The sequence below is a fragment of the Streptomyces sp. RGM 3693 genome, from assembly GCF_050471125.1.
In the GTDB taxonomy this organism is placed as follows: Bacteria; Actinomycetota; Actinomycetes; order Streptomycetales; family Streptomycetaceae; genus Streptomyces.
This window is the reverse complement of the sequence record NZ_JBMPPQ010000001.1, coordinates 1,042,144-1,066,452: the sequence shown is the minus strand read 5'-3', so window position 1 is coordinate 1,066,452 and position 24,309 is coordinate 1,042,144. Positions and strand designations below refer to the sequence as shown.

Here is a 24,309-nt window from a genome sequence, read left to right as displayed (position 1 = left end):
CATCGGGCCGGACGGCGGGGGCCCCCTCCTCCGCCAACCCCATACAAAAAAGTCCCCCGCCGAATGGCGGGGGACTTTCCCTTATTTGAGCCCCAATACGGAATCGAACCGTAGACCTTCTCCTTACCATGGAGACGCTCTGCCGACTGAGCTATTGGGGCCGGCAACGAGATAAATACTACCCCACGCCCAGGGCAATTCCGAACCGTCCCCGCACCCACCTAGAAGGCCGGCTGCAGCAATCCCCCGAGTGCATTGCAGGCCCCCGCCATCCGCTGCACCTCACGCCGCGTCATTCCCGCGTCCAACGGCAGCGCCAACGTCTCGTCAACCGCCCGCTCGGTCTCCGGAAGAAAGACGTCCCGCCGCAGCCCCGGCATCCGGTACACCGGCGTCTGCACCGGCACCTTGCAGCCAACTCCCTTGGCCTGCAACGCCCGCGCGAACGCATCCCGGTCCGGCCGCCCATTCCCCGGCACCCGCACCACGTACTGCTCATAGCGGTGCCCGGACGCCGGCGCCGGCGTCCGCACGCCACTCAGCCGTCCGTCCAGATACCTGGCGTGCTCCCGCCGCAGCTCCGCCCCGTCCGGCCGCGCCCCCAGCTCGTCCTCGACCAACACCAACAACCCGTACCGTTGGCCGACTTCACGGATCCACGCCACATCCGCCGGCCGCCCGAACCGGTGTACCGCCATCACCGCGGCGGTCCGACCGGTCACCGCGTCCGCCACCGCCGCCGCATCCAGGCAGTAACTGTCGGCATCCACATCGGCGAACACCGGCACCGCCCCCAACTCCACCACCGCCCGGGCGACTTCGGCGTTGCCGTAGGCCGGCACCACCACCTCATCACCAGCGCGGACACCGGCTGACCTGAGCGTTCCCACTGTCCCCATGCCGCGGAGCATGTCCAGGTCAGTTGAACGTCACGTTACGACCACCACTGCACATCCCAAACAAAAAAGCTCCGGTCCCTGAACCAGAAGGTTCAGGGACCGGAGCTAAATAATTGTTCGGCGGCGTCCTACTCTCCCACAGGGTCCCCCCTGCAGTACCATCGGCGCTGAAAGGCTTAGCTTCCGGGTTCGAAATGTAACCGGGCGTTTCCCTAACGCTAAAACCACCGAAACACTATGAAGATAACCAACCGGAGCATGACTCAACAGTCGTTACTTCAGAACCTACACAGTGGACGCGAGCAACTGAGGACAAGCCCTCGGCCTATTAGTACCAGTCAACTCCACACCTTACGGCGCTTCCATATCTGGCCTATCAACCCAGTCATCTACTGGGAGCCTTACCCCATCAAGTGGGAGGGAGCCCTCATCTCGAAGCAGGCTTCCCGCTTAGATGCTTTCAGCGGTTATCCTTTCCGAACGTAGCCAACCAGCCATGCCCTTGGCAGAACAACTGGCACACCAGAGGTCCGTCCGTCCCGGTCCTCTCGTACTAGGGACAGCCCTTCTCAAGACTCCTACGCGCGCAGCGGATAGGGACCGAACTGTCTCACGACGTTCTAAACCCAGCTCGCGTACCGCTTTAATGGGCGAACAGCCCAACCCTTGGGACCGACTCCAGCCCCAGGATGCGACGAGCCGACATCGAGGTGCCAAACCATCCCGTCGATATGGACTCTTGGGGAAGATCAGCCTGTTATCCCCGGGGTACCTTTTATCCGTTGAGCGACGGCGCTTCCACAAGCCACCGCCGGATCACTAGTCCCTACTTTCGTACCTGCTCGACCCGTCAGTCTCACAGTCAAGCTCCCTTGTGCACTTACACTCAACACCTGATTACCAACCAGGCTGAGGGAACCTTTGGGCGCCTCCGTTACTCTTTAGGAGGCAACCGCCCCAGTTAAACTACCCACCAGACACTGTCCCTGATCCGGATCACGGACCCAGGTTAGACATCCAGCACGACCAGAGTGGTATTTCAACAACGACTCCACACCAACTGGCGTTGGCGCTTCAAAGTCTCCCACCTATCCTACACAAGCCGAACCGAACACCAATATCAAGCTATAGTAAAGGTCCCGGGGTCTTTCCGTCCTGCTGCGCGAAACGAGCATCTTTACTCGTAATGCAATTTCACCGGGCCTATGGTTGAGACAGTCGAGAAGTCGTTACGCCATTCGTGCAGGTCGGAACTTACCCGACAAGGAATTTCGCTACCTTAGGATGGTTATAGTTACCACCGCCGTTTACTGGCGCTTAAGTTCTCAGCTTCGCCCCACCGAAATGGAGCTAACCGGTCCCCTTAACGTTCCAGCACCGGGCAGGCGTCAGTCCGTATACATCGCCTTACGGCTTCGCACGGACCTGTGTTTTTAGTAAACAGTCGCTTCTCGCTGGTCTCTGCGGCCACCCCCAGCTCAGGAAGCAAGTTCCCTCACCAGAAATGGCCCCCCTTCTCCCGAAGTTACGGGGGCATTTTGCCGAGTTCCTTAACCATAGTTCACCCGAACGCCTCGGTATTCTCTACCTGACCACCTGAGTCGGTTTAGGGTACGGGCCGCCATGAAACTCGCTAGAGGCTTTTCTCGACAGCATAGGATCATCCACTTCACCACAATCGGCTCGGCATCAGGTCTCAGCCTTAACGTGTGACGGATTTACCTACCACACGGCCTACACCCTTACCCCGGGACAACCACCGCCCGGGCTGGACTACCTTCCTGCGTCACCCCATCGCTTACCTACTACCACCTTGGGTCAACGGCTCCACCACGTCCCTTTGTCCGAAGACTCCAGGCCGGCTTCACGGCTTTAGCATTAATGGATTCGATATTGGGCGTTTCAAAGCGGGTACCGGAATATCAACCGGTTGTCCATCGACTACGCCTGTCGGCCTCGCCTTAGGTCCCGACTTACCCTGGGCAGATCAGCTTGACCCAGGAACCCTTAGTCAATCGGCGCAAGAGTTTCCCACTCTTGTATCGCTACTCATGCCTGCATTCTCACTCGTGAACCGTCCACAACTCGTTTCCACGGCTGCTTCACCCGGCACACGACGCTCCCCTACCCATCACGATCCCCGTTGGGGGTAATATCGCAATGACACGACTTCGGCGGTGTACTTGAGCCCCGCTACATTGTCGGCGCGGAATCACTTGACCAGTGAGCTATTACGCACTCTTTCAAGGGTGGCTGCTTCTAAGCCAACCTCCTGGTTGTCTCTGCGACTCCACATCCTTTCCCACTTAGCACACGCTTAGGGGCCTTAGTCGATGCTCTGGGCTGTTTCCCTCTCGACCATGGAGCTTATCCCCCACAGTCTCACTGCCGCGCTCTCACTTACCGGCATTCGGAGTTTGGCTAAGGTCAGTAACCCGGTAGGGCCCATCGCCTATCCAGTGCTCTACCTCCGGCAAGAAACACACGACGCTGCACCTAAATGCATTTCGGGGAGAACCAGCTATCACGGAGTTTGATTGGCCTTTCACCCCTAACCACAGGTCATCCCCCAGGTTTTCAACCCTGGTGGGTTCGGTCCTCCACGAAGTCTTACCTCCGCTTCAACCTGCCCATGGCTAGATCACTCCGCTTCGGGTCTTGAGCATGCTACTCCACGCCCTATTCGGACTCGCTTTCGCTACGGCTTCCCCACACGGGTTAACCTCGCAACATACCGCAAACTCGCAGGCTCATTCTTCAAAAGGCACGCAGTCACGACGCACCAAGCAAGCTTGATGCGCGACGCTCCCACGGCTTGTAGGCACACGGTTTCAGGTACTATTTCACTCCGCTCCCGCGGTACTTTTCACCATTCCCTCACGGTACTATCCGCTATCGGTCACCAGGGAATATTTAGGCTTAACGGGTGGTCCCGCCAGATTCACACGGGATTTCTCGGGCCCCGTGCTACTTGGGTGGTTCTTAAGCAAGCCGCTAATGTTTCAGCTACGGGGGTCTTACCCTCTACGCCGGACCTTTCGCATGTCCTTCGCCTACATCAACGGTTTCTGACTCGCCGACCGGCCGGCAGACCGATCAAAAGAACTCCCACAACCCCAACCACGCAACCCCTGCCGGGTATCACACGTGACTGGTTTGGCCTCATCCAGTTTCGCTCGCCACTACTCCCGGAATCACGGTTGTTTTCTCTTCCTGCGGGTACTGAGATGTTTCACTTCCCCGCGTTCCCTCCACACTGCCTATGTGTTCAGCAGCGGGTGACAGCCCATGACGACTGCCGGGTTTCCCCATTCGGACACCCCCGGATCAAAGCTTGGTTGACAGCTCCCCGGGGCCTATCGTGGCCTCCCACGTCCTTCATCGGTTCCTGGTGCCAAGGCATCCACCGTGCGCCCTTAAAAACTTGGCCACAGATGCTCGCGTCCACTGTGCAGTTCTCAAGCAACGACCAGCCACCCGTCACACACCCACAAAGGATGCTTCACCGGGGCCGGCATCGCGAAGGTCCAGACCACAGTCCGTACCCTCAGACACCCAACAGCGCGCCCAACACGACCAGTCAAAACTTGCGTTCCACGCCGAAGCAGTACTAACAAACCCAACCCATCGTGCCGAATAGTCAACGTTCCACCCATGAGCTAACCACCGTCGAACATTCGCCGACGTAGTGGCTCTGGACAATCTTACGACCGTCTAGATGCTCCTTAGAAAGGAGGTGATCCAGCCGCACCTTCCGGTACGGCTACCTTGTTACGACTTCGTCCCAATCGCCAGTCCCACCTTCGACGATTCCCTCCCACAAGGGGTTGGGCCACCGGCTTCGGGTGTTACCGACTTTCGTGACGTGACGGGCGGTGTGTACAAGGCCCGGGAACGTATTCACCGCAGCAATGCTGATCTGCGATTACTAGCAACTCCGACTTCATGGGGTCGAGTTGCAGACCCCAATCCGAACTGAGACCGGCTTTTTGAGATTCGCTCCACCTCGCGGTATCGCAGCTCATTGTACCGGCCATTGTAGCACGTGTGCAGCCCAAGACATAAGGGGCATGATGACTTGACGTCGTCCCCACCTTCCTCCGAGTTGACCCCGGCAGTCTCCTGTGAGTCCCCATCACCCCGAAAGGCATGCTGGCAACACAGAACAAGGGTTGCGCTCGTTGCGGGACTTAACCCAACATCTCACGACACGAGCTGACGACAGCCATGCACCACCTGTACACCGACCACAAGGGGGGCACTATCTCTAGCGCTTTCCGGCGTATGTCAAGCCTTGGTAAGGTTCTTCGCGTTGCGTCGAATTAAGCCACATGCTCCGCTGCTTGTGCGGGCCCCCGTCAATTCCTTTGAGTTTTAGCCTTGCGGCCGTACTCCCCAGGCGGGGAACTTAATGCGTTAGCTGCGGCACGGACGACGTGGAATGTCGCCCACACCTAGTTCCCAACGTTTACGGCGTGGACTACCAGGGTATCTAATCCTGTTCGCTCCCCACGCTTTCGCTCCTCAGCGTCAGTATCGGCCCAGAGATCCGCCTTCGCCACCGGTGTTCCTCCTGATATCTGCGCATTTCACCGCTACACCAGGAATTCCGATCTCCCCTACCGAACTCTAGCCTGCCCGTATCGAATGCAGACCCGGGGTTAAGCCCCGGGCTTTCACATCCGACGTGACAAGCCGCCTACGAGCTCTTTACGCCCAATAATTCCGGACAACGCTCGCGCCCTACGTATTACCGCGGCTGCTGGCACGTAGTTAGCCGGCGCTTCTTCTGCAGGTACCGTCACTCTCGCTTCTTCCCTGCTGAAAGAGGTTTACAACCCGAAGGCCGTCATCCCTCACGCGGCGTCGCTGCATCAGGCTTTCGCCCATTGTGCAATATTCCCCACTGCTGCCTCCCGTAGGAGTCTGGGCCGTGTCTCAGTCCCAGTGTGGCCGGTCGCCCTCTCAGGCCGGCTACCCGTCGTCGCCTTGGTGAGCCATTACCTCACCAACAAGCTGATAGGCCGCGGGCTCATCCTTCACCGCCGGAGCTTTCCACACACAGAAGATGCCTCCGTGTGTCATATCCGGTATTAGACCCCGTTTCCAGGGCTTGTCCCAGAGTGAAGGGCAGATTGCCCACGTGTTACTCACCCGTTCGCCACTAATCCCCTCCCGAAAGAGGTTCATCGTTCGACTTGCATGTGTTAAGCACGCCGCCAGCGTTCGTCCTGAGCCAGGATCAAACTCTCCGTGAATGTTTACCGGTAATCCGGTGTGACACTCGCGTTGAGCGGAACCACGAGGAGGAATAATCCTCACGGTTCACAGCGTCCTCGCTGTGCGCCTCCCAAAAACTTGGAAGGACTTTCAAAGGAACCTCATCTCCATGATGGAGACGGGGTATCAACATATCTGGCGTTGACTTTTGGCACGCTGTTGAGTTCTCAAGGAACGGACGCTTCCTTTGTGCCCGTTTCACCAGGCTCTCCGGGCGCTTCCCTTCGGTCTTGCGTTTCCGACTCTATCAGATCCTTTCGGCCCTGACTTTCGCCGGTGCGATTCGGCCTTTCGGCTTCTTCGCGGTTCCAACCTTACCAGATCCGTTTCCGTCTCTGGCCCCCTGCTGGAGCGAGGTCCGGCCGCTTCGCTTTCGCTTTTCGACCTTTCCGACTTTATCAGATCCTTTTCGCTTCCGGCCCGCTTCTCAATGAGGCGCTACCGGTTCGAATTCGGTTCTGAATTCTGATCGGAGGAGTTTGCCTTTCGGCTGATCCGACTTTATCAGATTGCTCTGGGCCGGAATTCCGCGGTTTGTGGGGAGCAGTCCGCACGCGCAGCGCGCGGTGCTTCCCGTTCTGGCGGAGCCGTAAACGTACTGGAGCGGGGCGCCCGATGCAAATCGGGGCGCCCCGCTCCTACTTGAGGACCGTCGGACGGTCCGTCCGTCAGACCTCGACGACCACAGGGAGGATCATCGGGCGGCGACGGTAGTTGTCCGACACCCACTTGCCGACTGCGCGGCGGATCAGCTGCTGGAGCTGGTGGGGCTCGGCGATGCCGTCCTGGGCCGCCTTGGACAGCGCCTCTTCGATCTTGGGGACGACAGCCTCGAACGCCGCGTCGTCGATGCCCGAACCGCGGCCGTGGACGTTGGGTCCGCCCACGGTCTTTCCGGTGCTGCTGTCGACGACCACGAAGACCGAGATGATGCCCTCGTCGCCCAGGATGCGGCGGTCCTTGAGGTGCGCCTCGGTGACATCGCCGACCGAGAGGCCGTCGACGTAGACGTAGCCGGCCTGGGTCTTGCCGGTGATCTTGGCGATGCCGTTGACCATGTCGACGACCACGCCGTCCTCGGCGATGACGATGCGGTCCTTGGGGATGCCCGTCAGTGCGCCCAGTTCGGCGTTGGCGCGGAGGTGGCGCCATTCGCCGTGTACCGGCATGAGGTTCTTCGGCTTGCAGATGTTGTAGAAGTACAGCAGCTCGCCGGCCGAGGCGTGGCCCGAGACGTGGACCTTGGCGTTGCCCTTGTGGACCACGTTCGCGCCCCAACGGCTGAGGCCGTTGATCACGCGGTAGACCGCGTTCTCGTTACCGGGGATGAGCGACGAGGCCAGGATGACCGTGTCGCCCTGGACGATGCGGATCTGGTGGTCGCGGTTGGCCATCCGGGAGAGGGCGGCCATCGGCTCGCCCTGGGAGCCCGTGCAGACCAGCACCACTTCGTCGTCCGGCAGGTCGTCGAGGGTCTTGACGTCGACGACCAGGCCCGCGGGGACCTTGAGATAGCCCAGTTCGCGGGCGATGCCCATGTTGCGGACCATCGAGCGGCCGACGAAGGCGACCCGGCGGCCGTACTCGTGGGCCGCGTCGAGGATCTGCTGGATGCGGTGCACATGGCTGGCGAAGCTGGCGACGATGATGCGCTTGTCGGCGTTGGCGAACACCTGGCGCAGCACGTTGGAGATGTCGCGCTCCGGCGGGACGAAGCCGGGGACCTCGGCGTTCGTGGAGTCGGAGAGGAGGAGGTCGATGCCCTCCTCGCCGAGCTTGGCGAAGGCCGGGAGGTCGGTCAGTCGACGGTCCAGCGGGAGCTGGTCCATCTTGAAGTCGCCGGTGTGGACGACCATGCCCGCGGGGGTGCGGATGGCGACCGCGAGTGCGTCGGGGATGGAGTGGTTGACGGCGACGAACTGGCACTCGAAGGGGCCCAGGCGCTCGCGGTCGCCCTCGGCGACCTCCAGCGTGTAGGGGCGGATCCGGTGCTCCTGGAGCTTGGCCTCGATGAGGGCCAAGGTCAGCTTGGAGCCGATCAGCGGGATGTCCGGCTTCTCGCGCAGGAGGTAGGGGACGCCACCGATGTGGTCCTCGTGGCCGTGCGTGAGCACGATGCCGTCGATGTCGTCGAGGCGGTCCCTGATGGACGTGAAGTCCGGCAGGATCAGGTCGATTCCGGGCTGCTCCTCCTCGGGGAAAAGCACTCCGCAGTCGACGATCAGCAACCGACCGTCGTACTCGAAGACCGTCATGTTGCGGCCGATCTCACCCAGGCCACCGAGGGGGGTGATGCGCAGGCCGCCCTTGGGCAGCTTCGGCGGGGCGCCGAGCTCAGGATGCGGATGACTCAAAAGACTCTCCTCACCATGCGCGCCACGCTGCCGTCGAGGCACGTGGCGCGCATGACATTCGTGCACTTGCTATGTGGCGGTTGTTGTTGGTCCGTATTCAGTTATGAAGTCTGTATTCAGAGCTGTACCCCGCCGGCGGCGAGATCGCGCTTGAGCTGTTCGGTCTCCTCGGGCGAGAGGTCGACCAGCGGCAGCCGCAGCGGACCGGCGGGCAGGCCCTGCAGGCTGAGGGCGGCCTTGGTCGTGATCACGCCCTGGGTGCGGAACATGCCGGTGAAGACGGGCAGCAGCTTCTGGTGGATCTCCGCGGCCTTGGTGACGTCGCCGTTGAGGTGGGCGTCCAGCAGGGCGCGCAGCTCGGGCGTGACGACGTGCCCCACGACGGAGACGAAGCCGACGGCGCCGACCGAGAGCAGCGGGAGGTTGAGCATGTCGTCACCGCTGTACCAGGCCAGGCCGGAGCGGGCGATGGCCCAGCTGGCGCGCCCGAGGTCGCCCTTGGCGTCCTTGTTGGCGACGATCCGCGGGTGCTCGGCGAGCCGGACCATGGTCTCGGTGTTGATCGGGACGCCACTGCGGCCGGGGATGTCGTAGAGCATCACCGGCAGGTCGGTGGCGTCCGCGATGGCGGTGAAGTGGCGCAGCAGGCCCTCCTGCGGGGGCTTGCTGTAGTACGGCGTCACCGCGAGCAGACCGTGCGCGCCGGCGTCCTGCGCCGCGCGGGCCAGCTCCAGGCTGTGCCGGGTGTCGTTGGTGCCGGCTCCGGCGACGACGAAGGCGCGGTCGCCGACGGCTTCCACCACGGCACGGACCAGCTGGGATTTCTCCGTATCGCTGGTGGTCGGGGACTCTCCGGTGGTGCCGTTGACGACAAGGCCGTCGTTGCCGGCGTCCACCAGGTGTGCGGCGAGCCGCTGCGCGCCGTCGAGATCGAGGGCGCCATCCGCCGTGAACGGCGTGACCATGGCGGTCAGCACCCGCCCGAAGGGGGTCTGCGGTGTGGAAGTCGGAGCCATGGGTCCCACGCTACTCGTAGGGCGCCGCGGGGTGTGCCTCTGGGGAGGAGGGATGTGGACTCCGGCACTGCCTGCTCGGGGGTTCAAGCAGTGCCGGGTCCGTTTGTTCAGCGTAAAGGAACTTCACAAAGTGCCGCAATCCGGACACTTCGGACGGGTATCCCGGTGGCGCGAGCGCGGCACGTCGTGCGGGCCGTGCGGCGCCGTACGCAGCCGAAGCGCTACGGGGCGATACGGCCGTTCGCATTGAAGGCGGCGTAGGTGAGGGGCATGAGCTTGGCCCAGTGGGCCTCCATCTGCTCGCCGACCATCTCGATCTCGCGCTGCGGGAAGGAGGGGACCTTCGCCTGCTCGTGCTGCGTCCGCAGGCCGAGGAAGTGCATCAGGGACCGGGCGTTGCAGGTGGCGTACATCGAGGAGAAGAGGCCGACGGGGAGCACCGCGCGGGCGACCTCGCGGGCGACGCCGGCGGCGAGCATCTCCTGATACGCCTCGTACGCCTGGCGGTAGCTGTCCTCCATGACCCGGTCGGTGAGCTCGTGCTGCGCCGAGGTGCCCGCGACGAACTCGTACTTGCCGGGGCGGCCCTGCTGGACGAGCTTGCGGGACTCACCGGGGACGTAGAAGACCGGCTCCAGCTGGCGGTAGCGGCCGGACTCCTCGTTGTACGACCAGCCGACGCGGTGGCGCATGAACTCGCGGAAGACGAAGATCGGTGCGCTGATGAAGAACGTCATGGAGTTGTGCTCGAACGGGCTGCCGTGCCGGTCCCGCATCAGGTAGTTGATCAGGCCCTTGGAGCGCTCCGGGTCCTTCTGCAGTTCTTCCAGGGACTGCTCGCCGGCCGTCGAGACCCGGGCCGCCCACAGCACATCGCTGTCCGCTGCGCTGTGCTTGACCAACTCGACCGTCACTTCGCTCCGGAAGCTGACGGGTGCGCTCTCGGCGCGGTCGGGGGTGTGGGACACCGGCGGTTCCTTCCATTCGATCCTCGTGCGCGTCCAGCCTACGGCCCGCCACTGACAGTCCGGGAAATGCCAGCTGATGCCGCGTTAGCGACAAAGCGGAGCAAAGCTGACCCCGCCTGCAACCCGGCGGACGGCGGTTGATATTTTTCACAGAAGTAACGGAAAACGGGCACCAAACGGACGCCTCCGTCGTCTTTCCCTGTGACAGTGCCCACTTCGAGGTTCCTAGGAGAGCCCCCTCATGTTCCGCCGGCGAGAGCCCGTCCCGTTCGCCTTCGTTGCCGAGGCAGACCGGTTCCGCAGCAATATCACTCCCCCGCCGCGCTCGCGCCCCTCGCGCGCGCAGCTCGTCGGCCAGTCCCTGATCACACTCACCGTGGTGGGCGGCCTGACGGGCGCCCTGCTGTTCGGCCTGCCGGCCCTCCAGCAGGACACCTCCGGTTCGACCGGGGTGCACCAATCCGAGGCCGCGCACCGCTGAGCCGGCGGCGGAGCGGGCCACCGGGTGGTTCCGCTCCGCCAGTCCCGATAGCCTCACCGCTCACAGCTTCCGTCGGCATGCCGTTCCGTGCCGACCAGCCCTGAGTGAGGACCAGCAGTGCCCCTGCCCTTCCTGACGGCCGACCGCGCCCTCCAGGCCGACGGCCGCACGGATCCCGTCCCCCCGCCGTACCACGACCCAGAGCACTGGCGCCGTCCCTACCGCCCCGGACCGTGGCGGGTGGGGGCGGCGGCGGTCTTTCTGCTGCTCGCCTCGTTCGTCCTGCTCTCGGCGCTGATCATCGCGCTGGCCGGGTCGCCGGTGGGGGCGGCGGTCTGCGCGGCGGTGGCGGTGCTGGTGATCGCACTGGCACTGCGGCTGGTGCGGGTGGGGGTCTGGGTGAGCGCCCGGGGGCTGCGGCAGGTGAACCTGCTGCGCACCACCACGCTGCAGTGGTCCGCGGTCGCCGCGGTCCGTACGATCCAGCAGCCGGTGCGCTGGCTGGGGCTGCCGCGGACGGTGCAGGGACAGGCGCTGCGCGTCGAGCGGACGCAGGGGGAACCGCTGCGGGCCCTGCTGACGGACCGCAACGGTGACTTCCTGGGCCGCTCGGAGCGGTTCGAGCAGGCCGCCGACGTGCTGGAGGCGTGGGCGGCGGAGTACTGCACCCCCTGAAGACGCCGACCGCCCGGGTCCGTACGACTGTTCCGTACGGACCCGGGCGGTCGGCGTTTTTCCTCGGTGCTTTCCTCGGCGGTATTCCTCGGCGTTTTCCAGGACTCAGCCGGTCCGGACCGGCTCGCCGGGGACCGGTTTGCCGTCGTGCAGGGCGATGGCGCGCTGCATGGCCTTGCGGGCGCGCGGGGTGTCCCGGGCGTCCCGGTAGGCGACGGCGAGCCGGAACCACGCGCGCCAGTCGCCGGGCGCCTCCTCGGTCTCGGCCTGCCGCCGGGCGAAGGCCGCGTCGGCTGCGTCCCGGTCGATCCGGCCGCCGGGGGTGCGCGCGAGGTCGTCGACCGTCAGGCCGCCTTCCGCCTCCAGCTCGCCGGCCAGCCGGTTCGCATCGCGGGCGAAGCGGGTGTTGGCCCACAGGAACCAGCCGCCCAGGCACGGCAGGACGAAGGCCACCGCGCCCATGCCCATCGCCGCCGGCTCCCCGGTCAGCAGGAGCAGGACGCCCTCCATCGCCACCACGCCGAAGACCAGCACCAGCACGGTGGCGAGGAAGAAGTACGTGATCTTTCCGCCCATGATCGTCAGCTCAGATCGAGGAAGTTCTCCAGGCCCACCGTCAGGCCCGGAACGTCTACCACGCGCCGCACACCGAGCAGGATGCCCGGCATGAAGCTGCTGTGGTGCAGGGAGTCGTGGCGGATGGTGAGGGTCTCCCCCACCCCGCCGAGCAGCACCTCCTGGTGCGCCAGCAGACCGCGCAGCCGCACCGAGTGCACCGGGACGCCGTCCACGTCCGCGCCGCGGGCGCCGTCCAGCGCGGTCTGGGTGGCGTCCGGCTGCGGCGGGCAGCCGGCCTCCGCGCGGGCCTTGGCGATCAGCTGCGCGGTGCGGACGGCCGTGCCGGACGGGGCGTCCGCCTTGTTGGGGTGGTGCAGCTCGACGATCTCGGCGGACTCGAAGAAACGCGCCGCCTGCTGCGCGAACCGCATGGTGAGCACCGCGCCGAGGGAGAAGTTCGGGGCGATCAGCACACCGGCGCCGGGGGCGGCGTCGAGCCAGGTGCGCAGCTGCGCGAGGCGCTCGTCGGTCCAGCCGGTCGTGCCGACCACACCGTGGATGCCGTGCCGCAGGCAGAAGTCGAGGTTGTCCATCACCGCGTCAGGATTGGTGAGTTCCACCGCGACCTGGGCGCCGGTCTCCACCAGCGTCTCCAGACTGTCGCCGCGGCCGAGGGCCGCGACCAGCTCCATGTCGTCGGCGGCCTCGACGGCCCGGACGGCCTCGGAGCCGATGCGCCCCTTGGCTCCCAGGACGGCCACGCGCAGCTTGCTCATCGTTTTCCGCTCTCTCTCGTGGTGGGACGGCCCGCTGACGCCGTCGCCTAGGCGACGGCGTCTTCCAGGCGGGCCGCCTGCCGGTCCTTCAGGGGGCCGATGACGGACAGCGAGGGGCGTGCGCCCAGGACATCACGGGCCACCTCCCGGACCTCGTCCGGGGTCACCGCCGATATCCGGGCCAGCACCTCGTCGACCGACATGTGCTCGCCCCAGCACAGTTCGCTCTTGCCGAGCCGGTGCATCAGTGCACCGGTGTCCTCCAGGCCGAGGACCGTGGAGCCGCGCAACTGGCCGATCGCACGACGGATCTCGTCGTCGGTGAGGCCCTCGGCCGCCACCGTGTCGAGTTCGTCGCGGCAGATCTTGAGGACGTCGTGCACCTGGTTGGGCCGGCAGCCGGCGTAGACGCCGAACAGGCCGCAGTCGGCGAAGCCCGAGGTGAAGGAGTACACGCTGTACGCCAGACCGCGCTTCTCGCGGACCTCCTGGAAGAGGCGGGAGCTCATCCCGCCGCCCAGTGCGGTGTTCAGCACGCCCATCGCCCAGCGCCGGTCGTCGTTGCGGGACATGCCCGGCATGCCGAGGACCACATGGGCCTGCTCTGTCTTGCGGCCGAGCAGTTCGACCCGGCCGGCGGTGCGCAGGACGCGGTGGCCGGCGCGCGGGGCGACCGGGGTGGCGTCCGCGCGGTGCAGTGCGCCGGCCCGGTCGAAGGCGCGCCGTACCAGGCGGACGACCTTGGCGTGGTCGACGTTGCCGGCGGCGGTGACGACCAGATGGGTGGGGTCGTAGTGCTTCTTGTAGAAGCGCCGGATGCGATCGGCTGACAGCGCGTTGACGGTGTCGACGGTGCCCAGGACGGGGCGGCCCAGCGGGGTGTCACCGAGCATGGTGTGCGCGAACAGGTCGTGCACGCAGTCGCCCGGGTCGTCCTCGGTCATCGCGATCTCTTCGAGGATCACCCCGCGCTCGGCGTCCACGTCCTCGGCCTCGATCAGCGAGCCGGTGAGCATGTCGCAGACCACGTCTATGGCGAGCGGCAGATCGGTGTCGAGTACCCGCGCGTAGTAGCAGGTGTACTCCTTCGCCGTGAAGGCGTTCATCTCGCCGCCGACCGCGTCGACGGCAGCGGAGATGTCCAGGGCGGAGCGCCGCTGCGTGCCCTTGAAGAGCAGGTGCTCCAGGTAGTGGGTGGCACCGTTCAGGGACGGGGTCTCGTCGCGGGAGCCGACGTGCGCCCAGATCCCGAAGGTGACGGAGCGGACGGTGGGCAGCGTCTCGGTGACCACGCGCAGCCCGCCGGGGAGGGTGGTGCGGCGGACCGTGCCGGCGCCCGCAGCGCCCTTCAGAAGCGTTTGGGTACGGGCGACGGCCCGCCCCTCCGAGGAGGTGCGGGCCGTCGTCGTGTACGTACGGGACGTCACTTGGCCTGGTCGTCCTTCTGATCGGCCGCGGTGTCTTCTCCCTCGATCACGGGGATCAGGGACAGCTTGCCCCGCTGGTCGATCTCGGCGATCTCGACCTGGACCTTGGCGCCCACGCCGAGCACGTCCTCGACGTTCTCGACGCGCTTGCCGCCGGCCAGCTTGCGGATCTGCGAGATGTGCAGCAGGCCGTCCTTGCCCGGGAGCAGGGACACGAACGCACCGAAGGTGGTCGTCTTGACGACGGTGCCCAGGTAGCGCTCGCCGACCTCCGGCATGGTCGGGTTGGCGATGCCGTTGATCGTGGCACGGGCGGCCTCGGCGGCCGGGCCGTCGGCGGCACCGATGTAGATGGTGCCGTCGTCCTCGATCGTGATGTCGGCGCCGGTGTCCTCCTGGATCTGGTTGATCATCTTGCCCTTGGGGCCGATGACCTCACCGATCTTGTCCACCGGGATCTTGACGGTGATGATCCGCGGGGCGTTCGGGGACATCTCGTCCGGGACGTCGATGGCCTCGTTCATGACGTCCAGGATGTGCAGACGCGCGTCACGGGCCTGCTTCAGCGCGGCGGCCAGGACCGAGGCGGGGATGCCGTCGAGCTTGGTGTCGAGCTGGAGCGCGGTCACGAACTGCTTGGTGCCGGCGACCTTGAAGTCCATGTCGCCGAAGGCGTCCTCCGCACCGAGGATGTCGGTGAGGGCGACGTAGTGGGTCTGGCCGTCGATCTCCTGGGAGATCAGGCCCATGGCGATACCGGCGACCGGGGCCTTGAGCGGCACACCGGCGTTCAGCAGCGACATGGTCGAGGCACAAACCGAGCCCATGGACGTCGAGCCGTTGGAACCCAGCGCCTCGGAGACCTGGCGGATCGCGTAGGGGAACTCCTCGCGCGTCGGCAGCACCGGCACGATGGCGCGCTCGGCGAGCGCACCGTGGCCGATCTCGCGGCGCTTGGGGGAGCCCACGCGGCCGGTCTCACCGACGGAGTACGGCGGGAAGTTGTAGTTGTGCATGTAGCGCTTGCGGGTCACCGGGGAGAGGGTGTCCAGCTGCTGCTCCATGCGGAGCATGTTGAGGGTGGTGACGCCCAGGATCTGGGTCTCGCCACGCTCGAACAGCGCGGAACCGTGCACCCGCGGGATCGCCTCGACCTCGGCGGCGAGCGTACGGATGTCCGTGACGCCGCGGCCGTCGATCCGCTTCTTCTCCTTGATGACGCGCTCGCGGACCAGGGTCTTGGTCAGCGAACGGTACGCGGCGGAGATCTCCTTCTCGCGGCCCTCGAACTCCGGGAGCAGCTTCTCGGCGGCCAGAACCTTGACGCGGTCCAGCTCGGCCTCGCGCGCCTGCTTGCCGGCGATGGTGAGCGCCTGCGCGAGCTCGTCCTTGACGGCCTTGGTCAGCGCCTCCAGGACGTCGTCCTGGTAGTCGAGGAAGACCGGGAACTCGCCGGTCGGCTTGGCGGCCTTCGCGGCGAGGTCCGCCTGGGCCTTGCACAGGACCTTGATGAAGGGCTTGGCGGCCTCCAGGCCGGCGGCGACGACCTCCTCGGTCGGGGCCTCGGCACCGCCCTTGACCAGCTCGATGGTCTTCTCGGTGGCCTCGGCCTCGACCATCATGATCGCGACGTCGCCGTCGGGCAGCACCCGGCCGGCCACGACCATGTCGAAGACCGCGTTCTCCAGCTCGGAGTGGGTCGGGAAGGCCACCCACTGGCCGTTGATCAGGGCGACACGGGTGGCGCCGATCGGGCCGGAGAAGGGCAGGCCGGCCAGCTGCGTGGAGCAGGAGGCGGCGTTGATGGCGACCACGTCGTAGAGGTGGTCGGGGTTGAGCGCCATGATCGTCTCGACGATCTGGATCTCGTTGCGCAGGCCCTTCTTGAAGGAGGGGCGCAGCGGCCGGTCGATGAGGCGGCAGGTGAGGATCGCGTCCTCGCTGGGGCGGCCCTCACGGCGGAAGAAGGAACCAGGGATCTTCCCGGCTGCGTACATCCGCTCCTCGACGTCGACGGTCAGCGGGAAGAAGTCCAGCTGGTCCTTCGGGGTCTTGGAAGCGGTGGTGGCCGACAGCACCATGGTGTCGTCGTCCAGGTACGCCACGGCGGAGCCGGCGGCCTGCTTGGCCAGGCGGCCCGTCTCGAAGCGGATGGTGCGGGTGCCGAAGGAACCGTTGTCGATAACGGCCTCGGCGTAGTGGGTCTCGTTCTCCACCAGGAATATCTCCTCGTCTGCGTCCGCTGCCCGTGTGGCAGGGGACCGTCTTCGGTGGAGCGCCGGTGCGGGCCGGTCTTCGATCGAAGCACCCGGAGTGATGTCGCATGGTCTGCCATGGACGGCCCGGGGGCCACTACCGAGGACCGGCGGCCAGGAGGCGCTCCTACCGCGTTCGCTTTTGCGATATGGCACCAGACTACAAAGCTTCCGCCCATCGCGCGGCGGGACGGCAGTCAGGTGCGTACGGCAAAGGGAGCGGCCCCCGGTGGGAACCGCTCCCTATGCGGCACTTCTGCGGACTACTTGGCGCCCGCCGCACCGCGGCGGATGCCCAGGCGCTCGACCAGCACGCGGAAGCGCGTGATGTCCTTCTTCGCCAGGTACTGCAGCAGGCGGCGGCGCTGGCCGACCAGCAGCAGCAGACCACGGCGGGAGTGGTGGTCGTGCTTGTGCGTCTTGAGGTGCTCGGTCAGGTCCGAGATACGGCGGGAGAGCATCGCGACCTGGACCTCGGGGGAGCCGGTGTCACCCTCCTTGGTGGCGAACTCGGCCATGATCTGCTTCTTCGTGGCGGCGTCGAGCGACACGCGTACTCCTTTGGGTTCCGGTCCACGAGCGCCCCTGGAATTGCGTCACAGGGAATCTTGAATGACTCAATTGGACCGTCGGACAGCGTACCAGCAGCAAGGCGGCCCCCCGACCGGGTGGTCGGGGGGCCGTCTCGCCAGCGGTGTGGTGCGGGGCTAGCTGCTGGTGAGGCCGCGCACGGTGTTGTACACGTCGAGCACTGCCAGGCACAGCGGCACCAGGGACAGCAGGACCAGGCCGTCGAAGATGTCGAAGATCCGGCCCCAGAAGGGGGTGACGCCCTTCTTCGGGACGACCAGGCCGACGCCGACGAGGATCGCGGCGCCCACGGCGATGCTGCAGGAGAACCAGACCGTGCGGACGTTCAGCGGACCGGAGTCCTGGAAGCGCTCCAGGGTGACGAAGATGTCGAGCGGCGGGTGCAGCGCGATGCCCAGGATGAGCAGCACGATGGTGAAGATGCCGGCGATGGTCAGGCAGGCGACCTGGGCGGTGTAGTCGAAGAGCCGGGCGCGCAGCATGATCGTGATGCCGGCGGCCATGGCTAGTACCTGGGCCCAGACGTTGTCGGAGAAGCCGAGGACGATACCGGCGGAGCCGACGACCAGGGCGGAGCAGCCGGCGACCAGGCCGAGCAGGAGCTCGTGGCCGCGCTTGGCCTGGTTGCCGATCTTCACGAAGTCGACCGACTCGGTCTCGGAACCGCTTTCCAGGGCGCCCTTGGCGATCTGGTCGGGCGAGCGGTAACCGATGGGCAGCCGGGCGAACCGGGCGGAGAGGCTGGGCAGCCAGGCGACCATGGCGATGGAGACGACGGCGGTGACCGCGGCGACCTCGCGCGGGGCGGCATCGGTGAGGATCGCGGCGAAGACCGCGAGGGTGCCGATGGCGGAGAGGAAGGCGGCCGCGACGAAGGGCGCGTCACCGCGCGGCAGCATGACCACCAGGAGCACCGAGGCGATCAGGACGGTCACGCAGCCGACGAGCAGGTGGAGTCGGCCGGGGCCGCCGCCGGGGTCGACGGGGAAGATGCCGGAGCCCGCGATGAGCAGGTGCGGCAGCGACGCCAGGCCCAGGGCGATCGACGAGGCGTGGTCGTCGTAGACCCGGGCCCGGACGCCGGACAGCGCCACCAGGACGACGCCGACCACGCCGGCGATGATGCCGGGGAGCCGGTGCATGTCGCGGTTGACCGGGTTCGAGAACCACAGGGCGAACGCCATCATGACCAGCAGCAGCACACCGGCGCTGAGGCCGACGACGCGCATCAGGTCGTCGCTCCAGCGGCTGCGGTTCTGCTTGACCGCGGAGGCGATGGCGTCCGAGACGTCGTCGAAGACCGGCAGCGGCAACGACTCGGCGAAAGGCTTCAACAGCAGCAGGTCACCATCGAGGATCTGCTGCTGGGCCAGCGACTGTCCGGCGTCGAGCACCGTGCCGTCGCGGCGTACGAGGTGATATCCGGTCGGGGCGCCCTCGGCCTGGGACTGCCCGGAGAGCCGCAGGATCTCCGGGTAGATATCGACGAGTGCCACGTCCTCCGGCAGCGCCACGTCGATCCGTGCGTCCGGCGCGGCGACGGTGACCCGGCAAAAGCCGGTGCCAGTGCTCGTGCTCACCTGGCGGTTCCCCCTATCCGTTGGGCGTTTTGTCGCGTCGCGCGCCCTATATATAGGGCCGTCCATACGGGGCTGTGGCGCGCTCGCGGGGCGTCAGCGTACCGTCCGATCGGGGCCCTGCCCCACCCACCCCTTGACTTGACGCCTAACAGTAGGATCAACGCCTGCGTCGGGCCAAGGACTTGGCTCGGGGGACCGTCGAATCCAACGGGGGCGGTCCGAGACTGCGAGATGCATGAAGGACTGATGCCTCGGTGAGCGTTGTCATCGTTAAGCGCCCGCCCCGCGCGCTTCCACCTGAAGTCCCCTCCGAGGAGGTGGTACTTGAGGCACCGCCGGAGCTTCCCCGCGAGGGAGAACCGGAGAACCTGCTGATGACCTTCATGCCCATGATGGGCATGGCGTCCTCGGCGGGCTTCTTGTTCATGGGGAACCAACCGTTCATGAAAATCATGGGCGGTTTCATGGTGGCCACCACACTGGCGATGGCGATCATGCAGATCGTCAAGGCCCGCCAGGGGCCTTCCGGACAGATGGTCCAGGAACGCCAGGATTACCTCAAGTACCTTGCGCAGAAGCGGAAAGAGGTACGGCGCACCGCCCGCAGGCAGCGGGACGCGCAGCTGTTCACCCATCCCGATCCGAGCCAGCTGTGGTCCGTCGTGGCCGAGGGCAAACGGGTCTGGGAACGCCGGGCGAACGACCCGGACTTCGCGCAGGTGCGCCTGGGGCTGGGTCCCCAGCAGCTGTCCACTCCGCTGCGGGCGCCGGAGACCGCCCCGGTCGACGAGCTGGAACCGCTGACCGCGCACGCGATGAAGGAATTCCTCGACAAGCACGGCCATCTGGACAGCCTCCCGCTGGCGGTGTCGCTGCGCGCCTTCTACCACCTGACGGTCTCCGGTGACCCGGACACCGTCTACGGCGCCTCGCGCGCCATCCTCGCCCAGCTGTGCACGCTGCACTCGCCCGAGGACCTGGTGGTGGCCGTGGTCGCCGCGCCGGGTGCGCAGGCCGAGTGGGAGTGGACGAAGTGGCTGCCGCAGGTCCAGGACAAGACCACCGACGGCGCCGGTACCCGCCGACTGGTCGTCGGTGACCTCGGTGAGATCGAGGAACTGCTGGCGGACGAGCTGGACGGCCGCGGGCGGTTCAGCCCGCAGGGCCAGCCGGTGACCGACAGCCCGCACGTCGTCGTCGTGCTGGACGGCGGCGACGTCCCGATGGACTCGGTGATCGCCGGGGCCGAGGGCCTTCAGGGCGTCACCATCCTGGAGGTCGTGCCGGGCGACCTGGACGAGATCCGCGGTGGTCTGGCCGTTCAGGTGTGGCCGGGCAAGCTGGTGTTGGAGTCGGCGAGCGGTGCGGTCTACCACGGGACGTGCGACACCCTGTCGATCCCCGAGGCGGAGGCGCTGGCCCGTCAGCTGGCCCCGCTGCGCGCCGGTTCGGGCGCCGACGGCGAGGATCCGCTGCTGTCCTCCATGGACTTCACCGACCTGCTCAACATCGGCGACGCCGGCACGCTGGACGTGTCGCGCACCTGGCGTCCCCGGACGCTCTCCGAGCGCCTGCGTGTCCCGCTCGGTGTCGACCGTGACGGTCAGCCGGTCATGCTGGACATCAAGGAAGCGTCGCAGCAGGGCATGGGCCCGCACGGCCTGTGTGTCGGTGCGACCGGTTCCGGTAAGTCCGAGGTGCTGCGCACCCTGGTGCTCGCGCTCGCGGTCACGCACTCCTCGGAGACCCTCAACTTCATCCTCGCCGACTTCAAGGGTGGCGCCACCTTCACCGGTATGTCGGAGATGCCGCACGTCGCGGCGGTCATCACCAACCTCGGTGAGGACGTCACCCTGATCGACCGCATGCGCGACTCGATCACCGGTGAGCTCCAGCGCCGTCAGGAGCTGCTGCGCTCGGCGGGCAACTACGCCAACATCACCGACTACGAGAAGGCACGTGCCGCCGGCGCTCCGCTGGACCCGCTGCCCTCGCTGGTGATGATCATCGACGAGTTCTCCGAGCTGCTCGCCGCGAAGCCCGACTTCATCGAGATGTTCATCCAGATCGGCCGTATCGGCCGTTCGATGGGTGTGCACATGCTGCTCGCCTCGCAGCGACTGGAAGAGGGCAAGCTGCGCGGTCTGGACACCTTCCTGTCCTACCGACTGGGTCTGCGGACGTTCTCCGCGGCCGAGTCGCGGACCGCGATCGGTGTGCCGGACGCCTACCACCTGCCGAACGTTCCCGGTTCCGGCATCCTGAAGTACGACACCGAGACGATGGTGCAGTTCAAGGCCGCGTACGTCTCCGGTACCTACCGAGGCCCGGGCGGCGGTGGCCGCAGCGCCGGCGGTGGCCGGTCGATGCGGATGCCGGTGCCGTTCACGGCGGCCCCGGTCATCGAGCAGATCATCGAGGAGCCCATCGCCGTCGAGGCGACGGAGCCGGAGATCGACGACGCGCTGGCCGACACCGTCCTGGACGTCATGGTCCAGCGGATGCAGGGTCAGGGCCCGCCGGCGCACCAGGTGTGGCTGCCGCCGCTGGAGGAGGCGCCGACGGTCAACCAGTTGCTGCCGGCCCTCGCGGTCACCCCCGAGCGGGGTGTGCACGCGCCGGAGTACACCGCGCTGGGCAAGCTCGTGGTGCCGGTCGCGCTGGTGGACAAGCCGTTCGAGCAGCGGCGTGACGTGATGTACCTGGACTTCTCCGCCGGTGCCGGTCACGGCCTGGTCGTGGGTGGTCCGCAGTCCGGTAAGTCGACGCTGATCCGGGCCGCCATCGCCTCGTTCGCGCTCACCCACACCCCGGCCGAAGTGCAGTTCTACTGCCTCGACTTCGGCGGCGGCGGCATGCTCAGCCTGGAGGGGCTGCCGCACGTCGGCGGTGTCGCCTCGCGTCTGGACGCCGAGAAGGTGCGCCGTACGGTCTCTGAGGTCGTCGGCATCCTCAACGAGCGCGAGGAGTTCTTCCGCTCGAACAGCATCGACTCGATCTCGACCTACCGCCAGCGGCGGGCCGCGGGCGCCTTCCCCGACCAGAAGTGGGGCGACGTCTTCCTGATCATCGACGGCTGGGGCACGTTCAAGACCGACTACGAGCAGATGGACCCGGTGATCCTGGACATCGCCAGCCGGGGTCTCGGTTTCGGTATCCACCTCATCATCGCCGGCTCGCGCTACACCGAGGTGCGGCCCGCGCTGCGCGACCAGCTCCTCAACCGCGTGGAGCTGCGTCTGGGCGACCCGATGGAGTCGGAGTTCGACCGCAAGCGCGCGGAGAACGTCCCGATGGGCAAGCCCGGTCGCGGTCTGTCCCCCGAGAAGCTCGACTTCCTGGCGGCGCTGCCGCGGCTGGACGGGATGAGCGACCCGGAGACGCTCAGCGACGGCGTCGCGAACCTGGTGCAGACGGTCAGCGAGCACTGGAAGGGCGAGCCCGCCCCCGCGGTGCGGATGCTGCCGACCATGCTGCAGGCCCGCGACCTGCCCCGGGGCAACGACTACCCGGACCACGGCATCGCGATCGGCGTCGACGAGACCACGCTGTCCCCGGCGTTCATCGACTTCGAGACCGACCCGCTGCTGGTCATCTACGGCGAGAGCGAGTCGGGCAAGTCGTCGCTGCTGCGCCTGCTGACGAAGCAGATCGCCGAGCGGTACGCGACCGACAAGGCGCTGATGGTGGTCTCCGACTACCGGCGCGCGCTGCTCGGCGAGATCCCCGACAGCCACCTGTACAAGTACTGCGCCGCCGGGCCGCAGCTCCAGGAGGTCATCAGCGGTCTGGCCGGTTCGCTGGGCCGGCGCATGCCGGGTCCGGACGTCACGCCGGAGCAGCTGCGCAACCGCAGCTGGTACGACCTGCCGGACGCGTTCGTGATCGTCGACGACTACGACCTGGTGGCGACCAGCAGCGGCAACCCGCTGCAGCCGCTGCTGGAGTACCTGCCGTTCGCCCGTGACGTGGGTCTGCGTCTGATCCTGGCGCGCAGCTCCTCGGGTGCCGGCCGGTCCTCGTTCGAGCCGGTCATGCAGCGTGCCAAGGAGCTCGGTGCGCAGGGTCTGATCCTGTCGGCCGACCCGGCCGAGGGCCCGCTGATGGGCAACGTCAAGGGTCAGCAGCTGACGCCCGGACGTGGCACGTTCATCACGCGCAAGCGCGGTGCGCAGCTGGTCCAGACCGGCTTCCTGCCGCTCAGCGGTCAGTAACGACCGGTCCGTACAACGGCGGTGGGGCGCCCCTCTCAGGTGGGGCGCCCCTCTCAGGAGGGGCGCCCCACCGCCGTTTTCCGTTCTTGCGGGCCGGCCCGCACTTCCCGCCGGCGCCTCGCGGGTCAGCCGAAGGCGCCGTGCTGGGTGACGTCCGGGCCGGGCGGGCCCGCCTCGGACGCGGCGCCGGCGGACTTCCCCGCCTTCTGGTCGGCAGCCGTGCCGGCCTTCTCCTCGACCTTCCCGGAACCCTTCTCCGGCCCCTTCCCGGCCGCCTTCTGCTCCGCCGCCTTCTGCCGGGCGGCGGCCTTCGCCTCCTGCTCCTCCGCCGCGCGCTGCGCCTCGGCCGGGTTCGTCCGGACGCCCTTGGCGATGCCCTCGCCGCCGCGCGTCGCGGCCGCGCCGTCCCGGGGCGTGTCGAACGGGTCGGGCCCGTGGGCGCCCGTGGAGGAGGCCCACTGGTGCCGCAGCTGCGGGCCCTGACTCTGACCGCCCCCGCCGCCCCCGCCGCCCCGGCCGCGCTTGCCGAGCGCGCCGCCGAGTCCGTTGGCGAGCTGGCCCAGCGCCATGAAGCCGTAGGCCATTTCGTTGCCGGACGACTGGGTGGCGTTCTGCGCGCCGCCCCCGGAGGACGCGGCGGCCGCGGCGTGGTCCCCGTCGGTGCTGTCGGTGTGGTGCGTGGTGGCGGCGTTCTCCAGGTCGGCCGCGGCCAGCTCGAAGGCCGGCAGGGAGTCGTCGACGGACCGCTTCAGCTGGTGCCACTCGGCGGCGAACGCCTCGCCCGCCGGGCCGTGCCAGTCGGCCGAGGCGGCGGTGCCGACGTGCCGGTCCAGGTCGCGGACGAGCCCGTCCAGGTGCTTGCCCATGTCCCGCCAGCCGGCCGCCGCCTCGTGCAGTGCGTGGGGATTGCGTCGTGGCTCGGTCACTTGACGCTCCGCATGATCTCGACCAGCTCGTCTTCTGCCGCCTGGGTGTTCGCGACGGTCTCCTTGATGCCGCCGCCGACCTCGGCGAGCCGCTGCTGGAGCTGTGCCAGGGCGCGCTCGGCCTCCTCGAAGAGCTCGCGGTAGGGCCGGGCCTCCTCGTCGCTGCCGAAACCGTCCCTGAGCGCATCGGCGTCCGCCCGTCGCCTGAATGCGCCCAGCTGCCGGCTCAGTTCTTCCGCACGCGTCTCGAAGGTCGTACCGAGCTTGTGCAACGCCTCGGTACTGAGCCGGACTTCATCGGACATCATT

Annotated in this window: 15 protein-coding genes, 1 tRNA gene and 3 rRNA genes; 3 read left to right on the top strand and 16 right to left on the bottom strand. The window is 66.7% G+C overall.

Features of this window, described 5'->3' with window-relative positions:
* Positions 1–88: 88 nt before the first annotated feature.
* The 8 genes from ACO0M4_RS04535 to thyX form a co-directional block, all read right to left on the bottom strand.
* A tRNA-Thr gene (locus ACO0M4_RS04535) sits at positions 89–161 on the bottom strand.
* A 60-nt stretch (positions 162–221) separates the two neighbouring features.
* The gene (locus ACO0M4_RS04530; protein ID WP_430368300.1) at positions 222–899 is read right to left on the bottom strand and encodes a DegT/DnrJ/EryC1/StrS family aminotransferase; all 678 of its coding nucleotides are present in this window, start codon (positions 897–899) and stop codon (positions 222–224) included.
* A 115-nt stretch (positions 900–1,014) separates the two neighbouring features.
* A 5S ribosomal RNA gene (gene rrf, locus ACO0M4_RS04525) occupies positions 1,015–1,131 on the bottom strand.
* Positions 1,132–1,207: 76 nt separating this feature from the next.
* Positions 1,208–4,329: ribosomal RNA gene (locus tag ACO0M4_RS04520) — 23S ribosomal RNA — on the bottom strand.
* A 299-nt stretch (positions 4,330–4,628) separates the two neighbouring features.
* A 16S ribosomal RNA gene (locus ACO0M4_RS04515) occupies positions 4,629–6,157 on the bottom strand.
* Together the 16S, 23S and 5S rRNA genes form the textbook arrangement of a ribosomal RNA operon.
* 690 nt (positions 6,158–6,847) lie before the next feature.
* Positions 6,848–8,533 carry a ribonuclease J gene (locus ACO0M4_RS04510; protein ID WP_430368299.1) on the bottom strand — a complete coding sequence of 562 codons (1,686 nt, stop codon included), beginning with the start codon at positions 8,531–8,533 and terminating at the stop codon, positions 6,848–6,850.
* A 116-nt stretch (positions 8,534–8,649) separates the two neighbouring features.
* Complete coding sequence (gene dapA, locus ACO0M4_RS04505; RefSeq protein ID WP_430368298.1) at positions 8,650–9,549, bottom strand: 4-hydroxy-tetrahydrodipicolinate synthase; 900 nt, start codon at positions 9,547–9,549, stop codon at positions 8,650–8,652.
* Between the two features lie 221 nt (positions 9,550–9,770).
* A complete protein-coding gene (gene thyX / locus ACO0M4_RS04500) occupies positions 9,771–10,517 on the bottom strand; it encodes an FAD-dependent thymidylate synthase (RefSeq protein WP_430368297.1) in 747 nt (248 codons plus the stop codon).
* Positions 10,518–10,758: 241 nt separating this feature from the next.
* On the opposite strand from thyX, the gene ACO0M4_RS04495 reads away from it, so the two are divergent.
* Together ACO0M4_RS04495 and ACO0M4_RS04490 are read left to right on the top strand one after the other, a co-directional pair.
* Positions 10,759–10,998: a hypothetical protein gene (locus ACO0M4_RS04495; RefSeq protein WP_430368296.1), complete on the top strand. Its 240-nt coding sequence runs from the start codon at positions 10,759–10,761 to the stop codon at positions 10,996–10,998.
* 117 nt (positions 10,999–11,115) lie between these two features.
* Positions 11,116–11,673 (top strand): PH domain-containing protein, encoded by a 558-nt coding sequence (locus ACO0M4_RS04490; protein WP_430368295.1) that lies wholly within the window; start codon positions 11,116–11,118, stop codon positions 11,671–11,673.
* A 105-nt stretch (positions 11,674–11,778) separates the two neighbouring features.
* Here ACO0M4_RS04490 and ACO0M4_RS04485 read toward each other — a convergent pair whose 3' ends face one another.
* The 6 genes from ACO0M4_RS04485 to eccD form a co-directional block, all read right to left on the bottom strand.
* Complete coding sequence (locus tag ACO0M4_RS04485) at positions 11,779–12,249, bottom strand: hypothetical protein (protein WP_430368294.1); 471 nt, start codon at positions 12,247–12,249, stop codon at positions 11,779–11,781.
* A 5-nt stretch (positions 12,250–12,254) separates the two neighbouring features.
* The gene (gene dapB / locus ACO0M4_RS04480; protein ID WP_430368293.1) at positions 12,255–13,007 is read right to left on the bottom strand and encodes a 4-hydroxy-tetrahydrodipicolinate reductase; all 753 of its coding nucleotides are present in this window, start codon (positions 13,005–13,007) and stop codon (positions 12,255–12,257) included.
* A gap of 47 nt (positions 13,008–13,054) precedes the next feature.
* Positions 13,055–14,434 (bottom strand): M16 family metallopeptidase, encoded by a 1,380-nt coding sequence (locus ACO0M4_RS04475; protein ID WP_430368292.1) that lies wholly within the window; start codon positions 14,432–14,434, stop codon positions 13,055–13,057.
* Positions 14,431–16,650 carry a polyribonucleotide nucleotidyltransferase gene (locus ACO0M4_RS04470; protein ID WP_430368291.1) on the bottom strand — a complete coding sequence of 740 codons (2,220 nt, stop codon included), beginning with the start codon at positions 16,648–16,650 and terminating at the stop codon, positions 14,431–14,433. The genes ACO0M4_RS04475 and ACO0M4_RS04470 overlap by 4 nt, the downstream gene beginning before the upstream one ends.
* Positions 16,651–16,952: 302 nt before the next feature.
* On the bottom strand, positions 16,953–17,240 hold the full coding sequence (gene rpsO / locus ACO0M4_RS04465; protein ID WP_430368290.1) for a 30S ribosomal protein S15: 288 nt from the start codon (positions 17,238–17,240) through the stop codon (positions 16,953–16,955).
* Positions 17,241–17,396: 156 nt separating this feature from the next.
* Positions 17,397–18,860: a type VII secretion integral membrane protein EccD gene (gene eccD / locus ACO0M4_RS04460; protein WP_430368289.1), complete on the bottom strand. Its 1,464-nt coding sequence runs from the start codon at positions 18,858–18,860 to the stop codon at positions 17,397–17,399.
* A 254-nt stretch (positions 18,861–19,114) separates the two neighbouring features.
* On the opposite strand from eccD, the gene eccCa reads away from it, so the two are divergent.
* Positions 19,115–23,074, top strand: coding sequence for a type VII secretion protein EccCa (gene eccCa / locus ACO0M4_RS04455; RefSeq protein WP_430368288.1), 3,960 nt, complete (start codon positions 19,115–19,117; stop codon positions 23,072–23,074).
* 125 nt (positions 23,075–23,199) lie between these two features.
* On the opposite strand, the gene ACO0M4_RS04450 is transcribed toward eccCa, so the two are convergent.
* Positions 23,200–24,000: a WXG100 family type VII secretion target gene (locus tag ACO0M4_RS04450; RefSeq protein WP_430368287.1), complete on the bottom strand. Its 801-nt coding sequence runs from the start codon at positions 23,998–24,000 to the stop codon at positions 23,200–23,202.
* Entirely contained in the window at positions 23,997–24,305 is a 309-nt protein-coding gene (locus ACO0M4_RS04445; RefSeq protein WP_430368286.1) for a hypothetical protein, read from the bottom strand. The genes ACO0M4_RS04450 and ACO0M4_RS04445 overlap by 4 nt, the downstream gene beginning before the upstream one ends.
* Positions 24,306–24,309: the final 4 nt, after the last annotated feature.

Excerpts from the sequence above, each read along its gene's own strand:
- dapA (WP_430368298.1), bottom strand. The coding sequence starts at position 9,549 with ATGGCTCCGACTTCCACACCGCAGACCCCCTTCGGGCGGGTGCTGACC.
- ACO0M4_RS04485 (WP_430368294.1), bottom strand. The coding sequence starts at position 12,249 with ATGGGCGGAAAGATCACGTACTTCTTCCTCGCCACCGTGCTGGTGCTG.
- ACO0M4_RS04530 (WP_430368300.1), bottom strand. The coding sequence starts at position 899 with ATGGGGACAGTGGGAACGCTCAGGTCAGCCGGTGTCCGCGCTGGTGAT.
- ACO0M4_RS04495 (WP_430368296.1), top strand. The coding sequence starts at position 10,759 with ATGTTCCGCCGGCGAGAGCCCGTCCCGTTCGCCTTCGTTGCCGAGGCA.
- dapB (WP_430368293.1), bottom strand. The coding sequence starts at position 13,007 with ATGAGCAAGCTGCGCGTGGCCGTCCTGGGAGCCAAGGGGCGCATCGGC.
- ACO0M4_RS04445 (WP_430368286.1), bottom strand. The coding sequence starts at position 24,305 with ATGTCCGATGAAGTCCGGCTCAGTACCGAGGCGTTGCACAAGCTCGGT.